This window comes from Pseudomonas sp. S1_G07 (assembly GCF_054668565.1).
Genome location: NZ_CP162778.1, coordinates 4229626 through 4245534 on the forward strand (window position 1 = coordinate 4229626; position 15909 = coordinate 4245534).

Consider the following 15909-nt stretch of genomic DNA (forward strand, 5'->3'; position numbering starts at 1 on the left):
CCCGGCGAGGATCACCTATGTCCGCACAACAGAAGAAACACCCCTTCGATTTCAAAACTCAATACGGACTCGGCTTCAACCCTCAGGACGATGAGATCGTTGTCGACTTCTTCTGTGGCGGTGGCGGCGCCGGTACCGGGCTGGAAATGAGGCTGGGCAGTGCGGTGAACGTTGCGAAGAACCACAGCCCGCAAGCGATCAGCATGCACACAGTGAATCACCCAATGTTGCGTGGGAGGTTTGACGCGGCCCGTGAGGCGGCAGGTGTTGAGACGGGAGACTTTCAGATGCGCGACCTTCGCGCAAAAGCTGGTACTGACAAAGCAGAATCCAGCGGTGACATCTTGCAAGCGCGCGATCAGTTAGGGCACACCACGGTTGTGATGACGGAGAACTATATCCGTAAAAGGATAGGAAAAAAGGTCACGCCAACAAAGTGAGTTGCGGAGCGCCCTCTTAAATTGCGGAGCGAAAAACAAAAAGGGCTCGCATGAAAAATCACGCAAGCCCTTGAATCATATGGTGCCCGAACCCGGAATCGAACCGGGACGCCCTTACGAGCGGGGGATTTTAAGTCCCATGCGTCTACCAGTTTCGCCATTCGGGCGGCAGCGCGGTGCAGCAGGGTTGGGAATATATAGGCCCAGGTGCGTCGGTGCAAGGTCGAAGGGCGACTTTATTGCACAAAGTCAGGATAAAAAAGCTTGGTAGATCAGTGATCTACACCCTAATCCAGACCTTGTGCCGGTAACCCCGCCGCCCGGTAGACCTGATACCGCTCGCCGACCTTAGAAATCAACCGTGGCCGACAACTGCAAGGTGCGCGGGTAACCCGGGGAAAACGCGCCGTACGACGCGACGCCCGACCAGTACTCACGGTCGAAGACGTTTTGTACGGTGGCGCGGAATGTTGTCGGCCGCCCTTCGATTTTGGTGGCATAACGCGCGCCCGCATCGATGCGCGTCCAGGCGTCCAGCTCCTGGGTGTTAGCCTGGTTGACGTATTGGCTGTCGGTATAGATCGCACCGCCGGTCAAGGTGAAGCCTTCCAGCCAAGGGGTGTCCCATTCGGCCCACAGGTTGGCCTGGATATCCGGTACACCGACCGGTTTATTGCCACGATTGGCCGCCGTGGCCGATTGGGTCAGTTCGCCGTCCAGGAACGTCACGCCGCCCATCAAACGTGTACCCGGCGCCACTTCGCCGTAGAGGCTCAGCTCGACACCACGGTTGCGCTGTTCGGCTTGTACGGCGTACACACCGCTGGCCGCCAGCTCACCGCTGGGCTTTTCAATCTGGAACAACGCCACGCTGGTCATGAAGGTGCCGTGTTCATACTTCACCCCCAGCTCGTGTTGCTTGGACTCGTAAGGCGCAAAGGTTTCGCCGACGTTAGTCGCGGTGCCAGGCGCGATATCACCTTTGCTCAAACCTTCTACATAGTTGTAATAGAGCGACACATCCTCCCAAGGCTTGACGACCACCCCCAGCAACGGGGTAGTGGCGCTGTCTTTATAGCGCGAGCTGACACCGCCGGCGGCGTTGTAGTTACGTGACTCGATGTCCTGCCGACGCACCCCCAGGGTCAGTTGGAGGCGGTCGTCAAGTACGCCCAAGGTGTCGGTCAACGCGACGCCGGACAAGTCCGATTCCGAGATACGCAACACCTTTGGCGCGTTGATATATTGCTTGGGCGTATCCACCGGGTGATAAATGTTGGACAAGACCTCAGTACCGTTGGTAATCCCGCGCGACAGCTCATCCTGATAACGGGTCGCCATCAGTGTGGTGGTATGGGTCACCGGCCCGGTGGCGAACAACCCGCGAATGCCCACATCCGCCGTGTTGCGATCGACGTTGAATTTGTAGTACCCCGGAAAATTACTGGTGTTGCCGGCGTCATTGAGAATCTTGGGCACCTGATCGGACATGCGCTTCACATCCGATTTACCACCCCCCGCATGGGCGAATACCGTAAGCGAATCGTTCAGGTCATATTCGCCGCCCAGTAATGCCGACTGCTCCTTGGTGTCCGACCAGCCCCATTTTTGCGGCAGGCTGGTGCGACCATTGGGCGCCGATGGCACCTGGACGCCCGACGCAACGTTGAAGGGTCGCGAGGCACCTTCAAAACTCTCTTTCTGGTTGATGTAGTCGAGGTTCAGACGCAGCCGCTCGCCGCGATAGTCCAGGGCAATGGCACCGATCCCCACGTCACGGTGTTGATTGTCCACGGCAGTATCCCCGCCTTGCAGGTTGCCATTGAAGCGCACGCCAAACTGATGATCTTCACCAAAACGGCGGCTGATATCCAGATGCCCGCCCACTTGGGAGTCTGATGCATAGCTGCCCGTAAAGCGCGTCAGGTCCTCATCCAGCGGGCGTTTGGGCACGATGTTGATCACGCCGCCGACGCCGCTGTTCGGCGAGATGCCGTACATCAGGGCGCCGGGGCCCTTGAGCACTTCAACGCGTTCGGCGTACTCGGTAAACACACGGTAGTTCGGCGCTACGCCGTACATACCATCGTAGGCCAGTTCGCCAAGGTTGCCCTCGCCAATGGCAAAACCACGGATGAAAAACGAGTCGACAATACCGCCCGTTTGACCAGTGGAACGCACCGAAGGGTCGCGCTCCAGGGCGTCGGCCACCGTCACGGTTTGCAGGTCGGCGAGGGTTTTGGCGGTATAGCTCGTCACACTGAACGGAGTGTCCATCACATCCTTGTTGCCCATCATGCCCAGGCGAGCGCCACGAGCTACCTGCCCGCCGGCCAGCACAGGCGGCAAGGCCATGGGGCCAGCATATTGGCCCTCGACATGGGTGGTATCGAGCGTCAGGTGCTGCGCGTTGTCGTCCGTTGACGAATCGGTTGCCACCGGCCTCGGCTCGGGTTCCGCCGCCCAGGCATTGGCGCCCCCCGCGACCAGGACGACGTTCAACATGACGGTACGAATCGCGAGGGTTAACGCACGCTCACGGCAGGGACGACTGGCAACAGGCATGACGAGAGGATCCTTGGAATACTGGTTAATGGGAATCACTCTTAGTGCCAGTCGAGCGGCGAAAAAGTATCATCCTCCTCGTCATTTTTTTGAGAACCTTCGTTCTCCCACGCCTTACAACCCCATGTGCAGCCTGGCATCCTGCCGTATGCCAACCGCCGTTCAACCACCGAGACTGTTCCATGTCCCATGCAGGTGCCATCCAGGGTTCGCGGGTCAGAGTCCTGATTTATCTTTTGTTCGCGATCCAGTTGGTGTCCATGGGCGCGATGGAAATGAGCGGGCCGTTCTGGCCCGTTCACTTGCGTGGACTGACGTCCTCGGAGTCGGTGTTCAGCTTCGCCACTATTGCGGTCTACGTCGCGCCGATGCTGGGCATTATGCTCACCAGTGCCTTCTGGGGGCGTATCGGTGATCGCTACGGCCATAAGCTGATGATGATCCGTGCACTCGCCGGGCTGTCCGTGACTCAGCTCGGGCTGGCGTATTTCAGTGACATCTGGGTGATCCTCACGCTGCGTTTCCTGCAAGGCGCTTTTGCGGGCTACATCGCGCCGGCGCAGGCATACGGCGTGAGCATCGAAGCCCCGTCGCGGCGAGCCCGGCTGTTTGCGATCCTGCAGATATCAACCAACGTCGGTTCACTCCTGGGTGCAGTGGTCGGCGGCCTGATCCTGGACTATGCGAGCTTTTTTTGGATCAACCTGGTGGCGGCGCTGTTATGCGCCGTCTGCACCGTGATCGCCGCCATGACGTTGCCGGATGTTCCCCCCGTGCAAAAGCCATCGGCAACCAACCTCCCGGCATCGCCCCAGACCAAACCAGCGGCTTGGCGCGCTTCCCCGCTGCTGTCGCTGCTGGGCGTCATGGGCCTTCTGCTGCTGGCGCGGATGCTGCCCCAGACCTCGTTCTCGCTGTACGTCAGCTCGACCTTTGCCGTGAGCAACGCCGTGGTCGGCCTGTGCTACGGGCTGCTGGCCCTGGGCTTCATTCTGTCGGCGACGGCGTGGTCGCGCTATTTCGAGCATCGCCCTCAACCCGAGACGTTGCAGCACATCACTTACGTGGTGATCGGATGCATTGCCTTGACTGCCTTTGCCGGCATTACCCGCAACCCCGTCGCGTTTATCGCGGCCTACTTCATATGGGGCGTCCTGCTGGGTGCGACGACCCCAGTGCTGATGGCAATGATCTCGAGAACCGCCGACAGCTCACAACAAGGCTACGTGCTGGGTATCGCCCAGAGCACCGCGCAGTTCGCCTCGATCGCAGGTATTTCCATGGGCGGGTTGCTCAGCCAGGTGTATGGCCTGCAGTACACCTACCTGTTTGTTTGCCTGGCTTACACGGTGGCGCTGGTGCCTCTTGTTGCTCTGCGTTACCGGCCTGCGGGCATGCAAACCAGTCAGGTCGCGAAGCGGGAATGATGGCCCTTGCTTTCCACATCGGGAGTCAACTAGCATTGGGAATACTTCTCAATTAGAAGCAAACCTGCCGCCATGAGCCAAACCCATTCCGCGAACAACCCGAATCATTTGCGCGCGATTGAGGCCCTGTACAGCGGGCATCATGGCTGGCTGTATGCCACCCTCAAGCGAAAACTGGGCAACGCCATGGACGCGGCGGATCTGGCGCAGGACACCTTCACCCGTATCCTCGCCTCGCAAGTCACGGTGATCGAGCAGCCCAGGGCTTACTTGAGCTGCGTGGCCAAGGGCATCCTGATCAACTGGTACCAGCGCAAAGCACTGGAGCGCGCCTATCTTGAAGCGCTGGCCAATGCGCCTGTACAGGACGCGCCGTCGCCTGAATCGCACTTCATGGTCCTGGAGACCCTGCACGAAATCGATGCCATGCTCGACGCCTTGCCGCAGCTGGTGAAGCGTGCGTTCCTGCTGTCGCAGATCAACGGCCTCAAATACGAAGACATCGCCGCGCAACTGGGGGTATCGCTGATTACCGTCAAGCGCTACATGAAACAGGCCTTTGTGCAATGCCTGATGATGGTCGAGTAAGTGCGCTTGCTGCGCAAAGAGCCACCACTGAACCCCGACGTGCTCGAAGAGGCCGCCGAATGGCTGATGCGCTTGAGCGAAAGCGAGCTGAGCGACAACGACCGCGCCGAATGGGAACGCTGGAAGGTCAGCAGCCCCGAGCATGATCGTGCGTGGGCGCGGGCGCAGCGGTTGCAAAGCAAGCTGGGCGGTTTGCCGTCGTCCCTGGCCATGTCGGCGCTGGATCGACCCAACAGCCCCGAGCGGCGTGCGGCGTTGGGCAAACTGGCACTGCTGCTGGCGGTGATGCCCGTGGGCTGGGGGGGTTGGAAACTGGCGCAGTCGCCGCCCTGGTCGGCGGACTACCGCACGGCGGTGGGCCAACGGCGCGAATTGACCCTCGCCGATGGCTCGCGCCTCACGCTCAACACCGACACAGCCATCGATGTGCTGTTCGACAGCCAGCAGCGGCTGGTCCATCTACGCGAGGGCGAAATACTGGTGCAGACCGCACCGGACACGGCCGCCCTGCCCCGCCCCTTCCTGGTCAGCACGCCCCAGGGGCGAATGCAGGCGCTGGGTACACGGTTCACCGTGCGCGAGATGAGCCTGCGTACCCACCTGGCGGTCCTGGAAGGTGCGGTAAAAGTGACACTGGCCCATGACACCCCGGGCGCACCGTTGATCGTCAACGCCGGGCAACGCACCGACTTTTCCGCGCAGACCTTGGGTGGGGTAGATCCGAATGATCGCAATGTCGGCGCCTGGGTCCAGGGCATGCTGATGGCCGACAACATGCGCCTGGCGGATCTGCTCGTCGAACTGGCCCGTTATCGTCGCGGTTTCGTGCGCTGTGAACCCGCCATCGCCGACCTGCGCGTCTCCGGCGCTTTTCCGATCAGCGACACCCAGCGCACCTTGAACATGCTGGCACACACCTACCCGGTGCTCGTCACCGGCCACTTGAACGGCTATTGGGTCACCCTCTCTGCTGCTTGAGCGCGTCGAAAAATAAACGGCTGCCGGGGTGATACTTTTTTTGATCTCAACTGGCAATGACAGCAACTACCCTTTTCTCTCGCCACAGGGTCCCCCATTGATGCCTGTCATTCGCTGCGCGCTGCTCAGCCTGACCTTGATCAGTGCCGTCTGCCCTACGGCCCAGGCGGCTGTATCGACGCAGCTGGATTCAATCAACGTGCGAGCCTACAACATTGCCCCCGGGCCACTCGGCGCGACACTGTCAAGCTTTGCCGTAGAGGCCGGCATAGCCTTGTCATTCGAGCCGGCGCTCACGGACGGGTTATTCAGCCCGAGACTTTCCGGCACTTACTCGACCCAGGAGGCCGTCATGCGCTTGCTCGCCGGCAGCGGCCTGGACATGCAGGCGCGTGGCGACGGCAGTTACACCCTGGTACAGCGCCGGGTCACCCTGGAGCAGACCACTGTCAGCGCCGGCGAAATACCTGCCAACGGCCTGCCGCCCGTGTACGCGGGAGGTCAGGTGGCCGTCGGCGGGCGCCTGGGCATGTTGGGAAATACCGATGCGATGGATGCCCCGTTCAGCGTCAGCACCTACACAGCGGCGCTGATCAAGGACCAGCAGGCAACCACTGTCGGCGACCTGCTCGAACACGACTCGTCGGTACGCTCCACCGGCCAGACGGGGGGCATTGTCGATTCGTTTTTTATCCGCGGGTTTCCGGTAGGCGAAGGCAACCTCGGTGAGCTGGCCTTTGACGGCGTATATGGCGTGGCCTCCAATTACCGCGTGTTCACCGAATACGCCGAACGCATCGAAGTGGTCAAGGGCCCGGCTGCACTGCTCTATGGCATGTCGCCCAACAGCGCCGTTGGCGGCGTGATCAATGTGGTGCCCAAACGGTCCCTGGACGAAGACCTCACCCGGTTCACCGCCCGTTACGCCCAGGATGCGCAACTGGGCAGCCACATCGATATCAGTCGGCGCTTTGGCGAAGACCGCCGATTCGGGATGCGATTCAACGGCAGTGCCCAGCAAGGTGACACGGTGATCGACCACCAATCGCGTGACATCGACCTGGGTGCGCTGTCACTCGACTATCAGGGCGACCGCCTGCGCGCCAGCCTGGACCTGATCGCCCAGCAAGAACAGTTCAACGCGGCATCGCGCCCCTTCCTGATCGCCTCGGGCGTGGACATTCCCCCCGCTGCCAATGGGCGCACCAACGTGAGCCAGGACTGGGGCTGGTCCAAAACCCGCGACAAGTCCACGCTGCTCAGCGGCGAATACGACCTTACCGATGCACTGACCCTGTTCGCCCACGCCGGTGGCGGCCAGTCAACCGTCGCGCGCATGTCCGACCAGACCCCAACCCTTATCAATGCCGCTGGCGACACCTCTTCGATACCCGGCTATTACAAGTTCGACGTGCGGCGCTATACCGTCGATGCGGGCGCGCGCCTGCGTTTCGAGACTGGCGCGGTTGGCCACAGCGCCACGTTGCAGCTCAGCCGGTATCGCGATGAGCTGTCGCGCGGCATCCTCTCCGGCTCGGCCGTGTTGTCGAACATCTACCACCCGATCGACCAACCCAAGCCCTTCATCGCAGAACCGCAAACGCCCAAGGTATCGGCAACGCGGCTGTCTGGCATCGCAGTCGCAGACACCCTGTCGGCGTTCGAACAACGCCTGCAGGTCACCCTCGGCCTGCGCCAGCAGAACATCAAGGCCGACAACTACACCGCGACCGGCACGGTGCCCGCATCTTATGACCAGGGCAAGACCACGCCGCTGTTCGGCGTAGTGATCAAACCCTGGGACCACGTGTCGCTCTACTACAACTACCTTGAAGGCCTGAGCAAGGGGGATGTCGCCCCTTCCAACGCCGCCAATGCCGGCCAGGTCTTTGCCCCTTACGTGTCCCGGCAACAGGAAATCGGGGTCAAGCTCGACTACGGCACGTTCATGTCGACCCTCGCGTTGTTTCAGATCAAAAAGCCCAGTGGCGAGCTGACGGCCGGAATGTTTTCGGTGCAGGGCGAACAGCGTAACCGGGGGGTTGAGCTGAGCGTGTTTGGCGAAGTTGCACAGGGCACGCGCCTGCTGAGTGGCGTGACGCTGCTGGATGCGCGGTTGACCGAAACCGGCATAGCCGCCAACCGCGGCAACACCCCTGTGGGCGTGCCCGATGTACAAGCCAACGTGTGGGCCGAATGGGACACCCCGTGGGTCAAAGGGCTGACCCTCATCAGTGGCGCGATCTATACCGGCAGCCAGTACGTCAACCAGGCCAACACGCAACACCTGGATCCCTGGACCCGCTTCGACGTTGGAGTGCGCTACACCACGCGGATTGCCGAACGGCCCACCACGTTACGCGCCACCCTGCAAAACGTGTTTGACCGCGAGTACTGGTCGGGCGTCGCGTCTTATGGGGCGTTCTCCCAAGGCTCGCCACGCACACTTCTGCTCTCCACCACAGTCGATTTCTGATATCGATAAAGGCTCTAACCATGGTTAAGACTGTTCGACGCAGCCACGCCCTCACGGCGCTGCTGTTCGTTGGCGTACTAGGACTGGCGCTACCTTCAATGGCAACCGAGGCACAGCCGCCGCTGAGCACCGTCACCGACCTGCTCGGCCGCCAGGTCAAGGTTCACCTGCCGGTCAGGCGGGTAATTCTCGGCGAGGGCCGGCAGCTGTACCTGGTTGCTGCACTGGATACGCAAAACCCTATCGAGCGTATTGTCGGCTGGCGTAAGGATCTGATCCAGTCGGACCCGGATACCTATAGCGCTTACCTGCGTCAATTCCCCGCGATTGCCCAAATCCCCACCTTTGGCGGTTTCGAAGACGGCACCTTCGACATCGAACAAGCCATCGCCCAGCACCCCGATGTGATCATCCTCAATATCGAAGCGCAGCATGCCACCGAGGATGCGCGCTATATCGAGAAGCTCGATGCGCTGGGCATCCCCGTGGTGTACGTCGACTTTCGTAATCACCCCATGCAGAACACCGAGCCGACCATGCGCCTGTTCGGCAAACTGTTCGGCAAAGAAGCGCGCGCCGAAGCCTTCATCGCTTTTCGAAACCAGCAGATCCGCCGGGTGACGGACATGATCGCGGCCCGCCAGCCGCCCCGCCCAACGGTGTTTATCGAGCGCATCGGCGGCTATGCAGACGATTGCTGCCTGAGCTTTGGCAATGAAAATTTCGGGCTGTTCGTCGATATGGCCGGTGGCAATAACATCGCCAAGGGCATTATCCCGACGACGTTCGGTCAGTTGAATCCGGAACAGGTGATCGTCGCCAACCCCGAGCAGGTGGTGATCACCAGCGCCAACTGGGAGGCGTTCGCCCCCGGCGGCCACTGGGTTGGCGTCGGCCCGGGCGCCGACATGGCTCAGGCTCGGCGCAAACTGGCGTGGTACACGCAACGCCCGGCGTATGCGGGAATCAAGGCCCAGGCTCAACAAAACTTCCATGCCATCTGGCATCAGTTCTACAACAGCCCCTATCAATTCGTGGCGATCCAACAACTGGCGAAGTGGTTTCATCCCGACTTGTTCGCCGATCTGGATCCCGAAGCGTCCTTTCGCGAATTACACGAGCGGTTCCTGCCTGTGCCTTATGAGCCGGGCTACTTTGTCAGCTTGCGCAAGCCCGAGGTCAAACCATGAGCACCCTGAACGACACCCTGGTGCCGCAACGCGATACCTACCGACGTCTGGTGCTGCGCAAACGCCTGATCCTCGCCGGGCTCACGTTGCTGTTGCTGTGCAGCGTATTGCTCGACCTCGCCCTGGGCCCGGCCAGCTACAGCCTGCGCGAAGTCATCGGCGCACTGCTGTCGCCTGACAGCGCGACCCCGCAGATACGCGTGGTGATGTGGGATATCCGCCTGCCGATCGCCCTGATGGCGGTTGCCGTGGGCGCAGCGTTATCGCTGGCGGGTGCGCAGATGCAGACCATCCTCAACAATCCGCTGGCCAGCCCCTTCACCCTTGGCATTTCCGCTGCCGCAAGCTTCGGCGCGGCCATGGGCCTGGCGTTTGGCGTGGCCCTGTTCCCACTGGCGGCGCAGTACATGGTGCCGGTAAATGCATTCATCATGGCCATGCTGTCGGCGTTGCTGATCCACTTTCTGAGCCTGCGTCGCGGCGTCACCGCCGAAACCATCGTGCTGCTCGGCATTGCCCTGGTGTTTACCTTCAACGCACTGCTGGCCCTGGTGCAGTTCTTTGCCACCGAACAAGCCGTGGCGGCAGTGGTGTTCTGGACCATGGGCAGCCTGACCAAGGCCACCTGGCCCAAACTCGGGGTGATTTGCCTGGTGATCGTGATTACCCTGCCGATTTTCGCCAGACGCGCCTGGGCCCTGACCGCCCTGAGACTGGGTGATGACAAGGCCGCCAGTTTCGGTATCAACGTGCGCAGCCTGCGCTTTCAAACGTTGATCATGGTCAGCCTGCTCGCCTCGTTTCCCGTGGCGTTCGTCGGCACCATCGGCTTTATCGGCCTGGTCGGCCCGCACATTGCACGCATGTTGATCGGCGAGGATCAGCGTTTCTTCCTGCCCGCTTCGCTGCTGACCGGGTCGTTGATTCTGTCTGCCAGTTCGGTAGTCAGCAAAACCCTGATCCCGGGCGCCATTTTCCCCATCGGCGTGGTCACCTCACTGATCGGCGTACCGTTCTTCATCTCCCTGATTCTGAGCGCAAAGAAAAACTCATGGTAACGATCCAGCTGGAAAACCTCGGTGCGCGCTACGGCCAGCGCACCATCATTGCCGGGGTGACCACCTCGACGTTTTCCGGCGGCCAGGTGGTGGCCGTGGTGGGCCCCAATGCCGCAGGCAAGTCGACCCTGTTCAAGCGCATCGCCGGGCTGATAGACGGCCCCGGCCGGGTGATCCTGCAAAACTCGGAAAAAGGTCTGCAAGGCATCAGCTATATGCCTCAAGGGGTGAACGGCAGTGCACGATTGACCGTGTATGAATCAATCGTGCTGGCCCGTAAGCAACTGTCACCGGGCTGGGCCGTCGACGACGATGAATTGCAGCGAGTCGACGCCATACTCGACGCGCTGGGGATCAGCGAATTGTCCTTTCGTAACCTTGGCGAACTCAGCGGCGGGCAGCAACAGCTGGTGTCCATTGCCCAGACCCTGGTGCGCGAGCCAGAAATCCTGCTGATGGACGAACCTACCAGCGCCCTCGATATGCACCGCCAGGTTCAGGTACTGAACTTCATGCGCGCCTTGGCACGCGAGCGCAAAGTGATCGTGTTCATTGCCATCCATGACCTCAACCAAGCGCTGCGTTTTGCCGATCAAGTGCTGGTGATTGCCGACGGCACCGCCCACGGCAGTGGCGCGAGCCATGAGGTGATCACCGAAGGCATGCTGCGCACCGTCTACCGGGTAGAGGCGCGCATCGAGCAGTGCAGTCGTGGGCAGCACCACATTCTGATCGACGGCATCGTTTGAACGGCGTGCGGCCGGTATCAGGAATCAGGATGCTCGCTCGCCACCGAATCAGCGGCATCCACATCCGACATATCTTCTTCAAGGGGTGCGTCGTCATCCGGCGGCAGCGGGACTTGACCTTCGCGTGGCTTGAGCTCAGGGCCGGTTTCGTTGTCCGTCGTGCGTGTTACCGGCTGCTGGGATTGGTTGCCCGGTGCATTTTCGTCAATGTCCATGCGGTGTCTCCTGTCTGACACGCGGGATATCCGCGCTTGAACATCAGAGACGGCGACGGCTCGAGAGTGCCGGGCAATGGACGAACGGCCAAGCCGGAGATAGCGGTAGATCAGGCAATAATGGCTTAGCTGATACACCGCCATCGCGGGCAAGCCCGGCTCCCACCGTTGGGCGGCTGTGGTTATCAGATCGGTGAATTGCTCACCACCCGCAATGCCAACCCTTCATACGCATCCAGCGTAATGGTGAATTCGCCTTCTGCCGTGAGGTCGCCTTCCACGCGCTCGTTGATGATGTCCACCACCATGCCCGCTGCAATATCGGGCAGGTTCACGGTTTCGGTGATCGAGGTGGCACCGAAGTTAAGCGCGGTGATTTGCGTGCCTCTGCCGGCCGGCAACTCATGGACCATGATCAACAGGGCGGGGTTTTCCACGTCTGGCACCAGGATCTGGCGGCTGGCGGCAATATCATAGGCGCGGCGCACCGCGAGGATTTTCTGCAGTTGCGAGGCAAATGATTCAGGGTCCTGCAACTGACTGTTCAGGCTGCCATACAGGCTTTTCGAGCGCGGCATCTGCCCGGCGGATAACTGCGCGTCGGGGTTCAGGTCCACCAGGTCGTAGGCACCGCGATGAATCCAGCGGGTATCGCCGTCCGTCATCAGGTGCGCCACCTCCTCGGCCGCCAACGGCAGCGCGCCCACCAGGTCCCAGCCCGACAAAGCGAACACCCCTGGCTGCATGGCGTTGTACATCACCAGCAGCACATGGATCCGGCGGATCTGCTCGATATCGGCCGGCGTGATCGCTTCCAGGTCTCGAATCCCCAGCGCCGCGGTGATGATGCTCGCGGTGGTGCAAGATACGCCATTGGTCACGAACTTGAGGTTGTACGGTGCGTGCTCGCCGGTCAGGCGCTCGTACATCTGCTCGCGGATGTGTTCGCGCAGGATATTGCCGGGGAAAGTCTGGCCCTGGTAGAGGAAGGTGTCGTGGGCGTGCAGCGTCCAGAAGTGCACCAGTTCCAGGGTCAGTTCGTCGTGGTTCTGCAACGCATGGATCAACGAGCCAGGGTCGATGCCCTGGCGGTGCATTTCGCGCAACATCAGGCGCAGGAACTCGGCATCGCCCATCAGCAACGCATGCTGGTACGCCGGGCGGGTGATGAAGTCGTAGGAGAGGTCGGCACCACCATGGGACATGGACGCGATGTCATCCACCGTGAGGTTCAACTCCTGGAAGCTGAAACCACCGGCCTTGCGAATCGCTCCGCCAAGCAACTGGTTGCCGGTGATCGACAGTGGATGGCTCTCCGACCAGGCCGTGCCATCGAGCTTGCGCTCCACTCCCAGGAAACCATTGGCGTCCAGGCGCAGGATCTTTGCGCCCATCACGTCGATGGCATGCAACGCATCCCCGATGATCATCTGCTGCGCGGCAAAGGTCGGGTCCAGCCAGTTGAGCGACGGCTGGCCTTCCTTGAAGTAATGCAGGTACACCCAGCGGCGCGGCTTGCCATCCACGCCAATCACCACCGGTGTGGTGCTCCAGTCGGTTTCCTTGACGCCGGGCTCGAAGAAGATCACCCGCTGCAGCTGGCCGACGATGTAGTGCTTGTCACGCAGTGCATCCACCTGCAATGGACTGAGGTTCTGCGCATCACGGCCCTCGGCGACGTCGGGCAGCAAAGGCCAGTCTTCTTCGCGGATCTCCACCATGTGGTAGAGGCCGGGGTAATCCTCATACGCCATCTCGGCCAGGCGAAAATCCGCGCCCTTGCCGGTGTGGGACGGGATCACATCGTCAATGATCACCGCATTGTGCGCCGCGGCCATGCGCGTCAACGCCTGCAACTGCGCCTCGGTGCCCAGTTGCGGGTCGATCTCGAAGCTGATGCGATCGAAGTTGCCGTCAATGGTCGGCGTGTGCTGCGTGCCGATCAGTCCGCCGGACTTTTTCAACGGGCCGTTATGAATGCCCTGGATGCCGATCTTCGACAGCGTGTGCCACAGCGTCTCATCCCCCAGCGCTTCCAGCACCGTGCCGCCCTCACGCGTCACAATCGACGCCGGGTACGCGGTAAACCACACCGACGACAACGCCGTGGCATCACGCGGCCGCGTCTGCGCGAAGGGCTGCTGCCACAACCGGCCCTGCCCCGAATAGAGCTTGGCGCGCTGGCGTGCCGCATGCAGCATCGATTGTTCCACCAGCCAGTTCACATGGTTGTTTTCAGCCGCAGTCATAAGCTCGGTACCTGTCGTCGTGAAAAAGTTGCTCGTAGACATATGAGGGGTACGTGGGCCATTCGTTGCATTGGGCTCAGTTATGCAGGTTCCGATAGGCGAGCATTGACTGAAGGCCGGTGTTTTTCAGTAGTTTTTCTATAAGCAGTTATCGCTAAAAATAATAAAACCCTGTCAGATTTGACAGTTACATCAAGGGCCGCATTGCGCCATTATAAAAGCCGTAAGCATCGATAATTACTTGAGCATTTATAGCCAACATCAAGAAAAACACGAGCAGCCCTGCTCCATATAAAAGCGGCAACCAAATCTTAAGTTTTAATATTGGAGCATCTATCATGACTGAAACAACTGGTACTGTAAAAGCAATATCCGAGGCCATGGATGACAGCTTTCTATTTCCCGAGGTAAAATATGCAACTGTCATGCCGCACGTAGGCTATGGGAATATTATAATTCCTATTACAGACTCTTATAAAATCAATAACGAAAACTCGCAACACTGCTTTGAATACGAAGCACAATTATTAAAATTTATCAGCTCAAGAGATTCCCCCTTCTTACCCGACGACTTTAAAATCTTTCTTGGAGACCTGATACGGGCTCCAAACAATGACGAAATAGCTAATTTAATTAAAAGTTCCAAATTTGAAATTATAGAAACATTCTCATTAGACAGTGAATACTGGGAACCGATACTTGAAACATATCTCCATGACAAAACCAAGCTTCTTGAATCATTCGTCGAGTGGGCCACTAAACCCCACCCCGCATTTATAAAAGACCTCAAGGTAGGAGATCGCGTTAAGTATCATGAAGTTGATGTGAATGGTTTCGGCTGGAGACATAAATACTTTATGAGCAAGATCTGATTGCTCTCGGCTGAAACCTGGTTCTTTACGGGCTACCGGGAAAACGAGCCTGATCTTCCTGCCGAAGAGCTCGCTGTCCCGGTAACCGCTTACTGAACTGGGTGACTACACCCGATCCTGCTATAGATGAAGACCACAAACTACCGCAGCAGCACTGCCGCTGCTACTCATTCTCCCCTCCCATCGCCTGTCGATACTCCCTCGGCGCAAACCCGGTCGACGCCTTGAACTGCCGGCTAAACGCGCTGTGGTCGGTATACCCGCACTGCAACGCCACCTCGGTGATCGGCAGGTCGGTGTGCAACAGGCGATGGGCATGTTCCAGGCGCACTTTCTGGATCATTTGCCGGGGTGTGAGGTGGAACACACGCTTGCAGTAGCGCTCCAGCTGGGCTACGGAAATCCCGGCGATGCGCGTCAATTCGCCGAGGGTGACGCGGCGGTGAAAGTGCGTACGGATGTGCTCGTCCACCGCGGCCAGGCGCTGGTAGGCCGGGTGGGTCTGGCTGGCCGATTGCAGGTCGACCGAGATACCGGCCAGGCCGATGATGCGCTCTTCGTGGTTGTACAGCGGCCATTTGTGCGTCAGGCACCAGCCGGGTTCGCGGGTGCCGTAGAGGTGCAGTTCGAGTTGATCTTCAAGCACCAACCCCTCCTCCAGCACACGGCGGTCCTGCTCGGTGTAGCCCGGCCCCAGTTGGGCGGGGAACACCTCGGCGCTGGTTTTGCCCAGCAGCGGTTGCAACTGCTTGAGGCCGCAGCGGTGCACCAGGGTGCGGTTCGCCAGGAGGTAACGGGCGTGCGTGTCCTTGATGAAGATCGCGGCATTGGGGATCACGTCCAGCATCGGCAACAGCTGCGCCACCCCCGCCAACAACTGCTCGATGTTGTGGGGGCGAACCGTCTCGCTGCCTTGGCAGAGGCTCGCAAACGCACTGTGCAGCATCACCGTCCCTCCCACCGAACCCTCGACGCGTAGCAGATTGCCCGATGCCCGGCGCGCTGTCGAGCGACGCGCACTGTGCTGAATTCGTCATCGCGGACAGCAAAAAGATCAATCGCGGCGGCAACAATGTCTTCACTGTAGAGCCCTGCCCCACCA

General features: G+C 60.1%; 12 protein-coding genes, 1 tRNA gene and 2 pseudogenes. 10 read left to right on the forward strand and 5 right to left on the reverse strand.

Annotated elements, in window-relative coordinates:
* Positions 1-17 precede the first annotated feature (17 nt).
* A pseudogene (locus tag AB4O05_RS19240) lies at positions 18-224 on the forward strand (DNA cytosine methyltransferase); the annotation flags it as partial.
* Positions 225-440, forward strand: a pseudogene (locus tag AB4O05_RS19245) (site-specific integrase); the annotation flags it as partial.
* Between the two features lie 80 nt (positions 441-520).
* On the opposite strand, the gene AB4O05_RS19250 reads toward AB4O05_RS19245, so the two are convergent.
* Positions 521-607 (reverse strand) — tRNA-Leu (locus AB4O05_RS19250).
* A 181-nt stretch (positions 608-788) separates the two neighbouring features.
* Complete coding sequence (locus AB4O05_RS19255) at positions 789-3005, reverse strand: TonB-dependent receptor (protein WP_460164780.1); 2217 nt, start codon at positions 3003-3005, stop codon at positions 789-791.
* Positions 3006-3187: 182 nt separating this feature from the next.
* Here AB4O05_RS19255 and AB4O05_RS19260 point away from each other — a divergent pair, with 182 nt between their 5' ends.
* The 7 genes from AB4O05_RS19260 to AB4O05_RS19290 all read left to right on the forward strand — a co-directional run bounded on the left by AB4O05_RS19260 (position 3188) and on the right by AB4O05_RS19290 (position 11471).
* Positions 3188-4432, forward strand: a complete 1245-nt coding sequence (locus AB4O05_RS19260; RefSeq protein WP_460135940.1) for an MFS transporter — start codon at positions 3188-3190, stop codon at positions 4430-4432.
* Positions 4433-4504: 72 nt separating this feature from the next.
* A complete protein-coding gene (locus tag AB4O05_RS19265) occupies positions 4505-5020 on the forward strand; it encodes a sigma-70 family RNA polymerase sigma factor (protein ID WP_460135939.1) in 516 nt (171 codons plus the stop codon).
* Positions 5021-5998, forward strand: coding sequence for a FecR domain-containing protein (locus AB4O05_RS19270; RefSeq protein ID WP_460164781.1), 978 nt, complete (start codon positions 5021-5023; stop codon positions 5996-5998).
* 100 nt (positions 5999-6098) lie between these two features.
* The gene (locus AB4O05_RS19275; RefSeq protein WP_460135937.1) at positions 6099-8474 is read left to right on the forward strand and encodes a TonB-dependent siderophore receptor; all 2376 of its coding nucleotides are present in this window, start codon (positions 6099-6101) and stop codon (positions 8472-8474) included.
* Between the two features lie 20 nt (positions 8475-8494).
* Positions 8495-9664, forward strand: a complete 1170-nt coding sequence (locus tag AB4O05_RS19280; protein ID WP_460135936.1) for an ABC transporter substrate-binding protein — start codon at positions 8495-8497, stop codon at positions 9662-9664.
* On the forward strand, positions 9661-10722 hold the full coding sequence (locus tag AB4O05_RS19285) for a FecCD family ABC transporter permease (RefSeq protein ID WP_460135935.1): 1062 nt from the start codon (positions 9661-9663) through the stop codon (positions 10720-10722). Before AB4O05_RS19280 ends, AB4O05_RS19285 begins: the two co-directional genes overlap by 4 nt.
* Positions 10716-11471 carry an ABC transporter ATP-binding protein gene (locus AB4O05_RS19290; RefSeq protein ID WP_460135934.1) on the forward strand — a complete coding sequence of 252 codons (756 nt, stop codon included), beginning with the start codon at positions 10716-10718 and terminating at the stop codon, positions 11469-11471. The genes AB4O05_RS19285 and AB4O05_RS19290 overlap by 7 nt, the downstream gene beginning before the upstream one ends.
* A gap of 17 nt (positions 11472-11488) precedes the next feature.
* On the opposite strand, the gene AB4O05_RS19295 is transcribed toward AB4O05_RS19290, so the two are convergent.
* Both AB4O05_RS19295 and treS read right to left on the reverse strand, forming a co-directional pair.
* On the reverse strand, positions 11489-11686 hold the full coding sequence (locus tag AB4O05_RS19295) for a hypothetical protein (protein WP_460135933.1): 198 nt from the start codon (positions 11684-11686) through the stop codon (positions 11489-11491).
* 185 nt (positions 11687-11871) lie between these two features.
* The gene (treS, locus tag AB4O05_RS19300) at positions 11872-13935 is read right to left on the reverse strand and encodes a maltose alpha-D-glucosyltransferase (RefSeq protein ID WP_460135932.1); all 2064 of its coding nucleotides are present in this window, start codon (positions 13933-13935) and stop codon (positions 11872-11874) included.
* A 338-nt stretch (positions 13936-14273) separates the two neighbouring features.
* Between treS and AB4O05_RS19305 the strand changes: the two genes are divergently transcribed.
* The gene (locus AB4O05_RS19305) at positions 14274-14807 is read left to right on the forward strand and encodes a hypothetical protein (protein ID WP_460135931.1); all 534 of its coding nucleotides are present in this window, start codon (positions 14274-14276) and stop codon (positions 14805-14807) included.
* A 163-nt stretch (positions 14808-14970) separates the two neighbouring features.
* On the opposite strand, the gene AB4O05_RS19310 is transcribed toward AB4O05_RS19305, so the two are convergent.
* On the reverse strand, positions 14971-15753 hold the full coding sequence (locus AB4O05_RS19310) for a PAS domain-containing protein (protein WP_460135930.1): 783 nt from the start codon (positions 15751-15753) through the stop codon (positions 14971-14973).
* Positions 15754-15909 lie beyond the last annotated feature (156 nt).

What these genes read in the sequence shown, in the direction of transcription:
- AB4O05_RS19275 (WP_460135937.1), top strand. Translation starts at nt 6,099, where the DNA reads ATGCCTGTCATTCGCTGCGCGCTGCTCAGCCTGACCTTGATCAGTGCC.
- AB4O05_RS19305 (WP_460135931.1), top strand. Translation starts at nt 14,274, where the DNA reads ATGACTGAAACAACTGGTACTGTAAAAGCAATATCCGAGGCCATGGAT.
- AB4O05_RS19285 (WP_460135935.1), top strand. Translation starts at nt 9,661, where the DNA reads ATGAGCACCCTGAACGACACCCTGGTGCCGCAACGCGATACCTACCGA.
- AB4O05_RS19260 (WP_460135940.1), top strand. Translation starts at nt 3,188, where the DNA reads ATGTCCCATGCAGGTGCCATCCAGGGTTCGCGGGTCAGAGTCCTGATT.
- AB4O05_RS19290 (WP_460135934.1), top strand. Translation starts at nt 10,716, where the DNA reads ATGGTAACGATCCAGCTGGAAAACCTCGGTGCGCGCTACGGCCAGCGC.
- treS (WP_460135932.1), bottom strand. Translation starts at nt 13,935, where the DNA reads ATGACTGCGGCTGAAAACAACCATGTGAACTGGCTGGTGGAACAATCG.
- AB4O05_RS19280 (WP_460135936.1), top strand. Translation starts at nt 8,495, where the DNA reads ATGGTTAAGACTGTTCGACGCAGCCACGCCCTCACGGCGCTGCTGTTC.
- AB4O05_RS19265 (WP_460135939.1), top strand. Translation starts at nt 4,505, where the DNA reads ATGAGCCAAACCCATTCCGCGAACAACCCGAATCATTTGCGCGCGATT.
- AB4O05_RS19295 (WP_460135933.1), bottom strand. Translation starts at nt 11,686, where the DNA reads ATGGACATTGACGAAAATGCACCGGGCAACCAATCCCAGCAGCCGGTA.
- AB4O05_RS19255 (WP_460164780.1), bottom strand. Translation starts at nt 3,005, where the DNA reads ATGCCTGTTGCCAGTCGTCCCTGCCGTGAGCGTGCGTTAACCCTCGCG.
- AB4O05_RS19310 (WP_460135930.1), bottom strand. Translation starts at nt 15,753, where the DNA reads ATGCTGCACAGTGCGTTTGCGAGCCTCTGCCAAGGCAGCGAGACGGTT.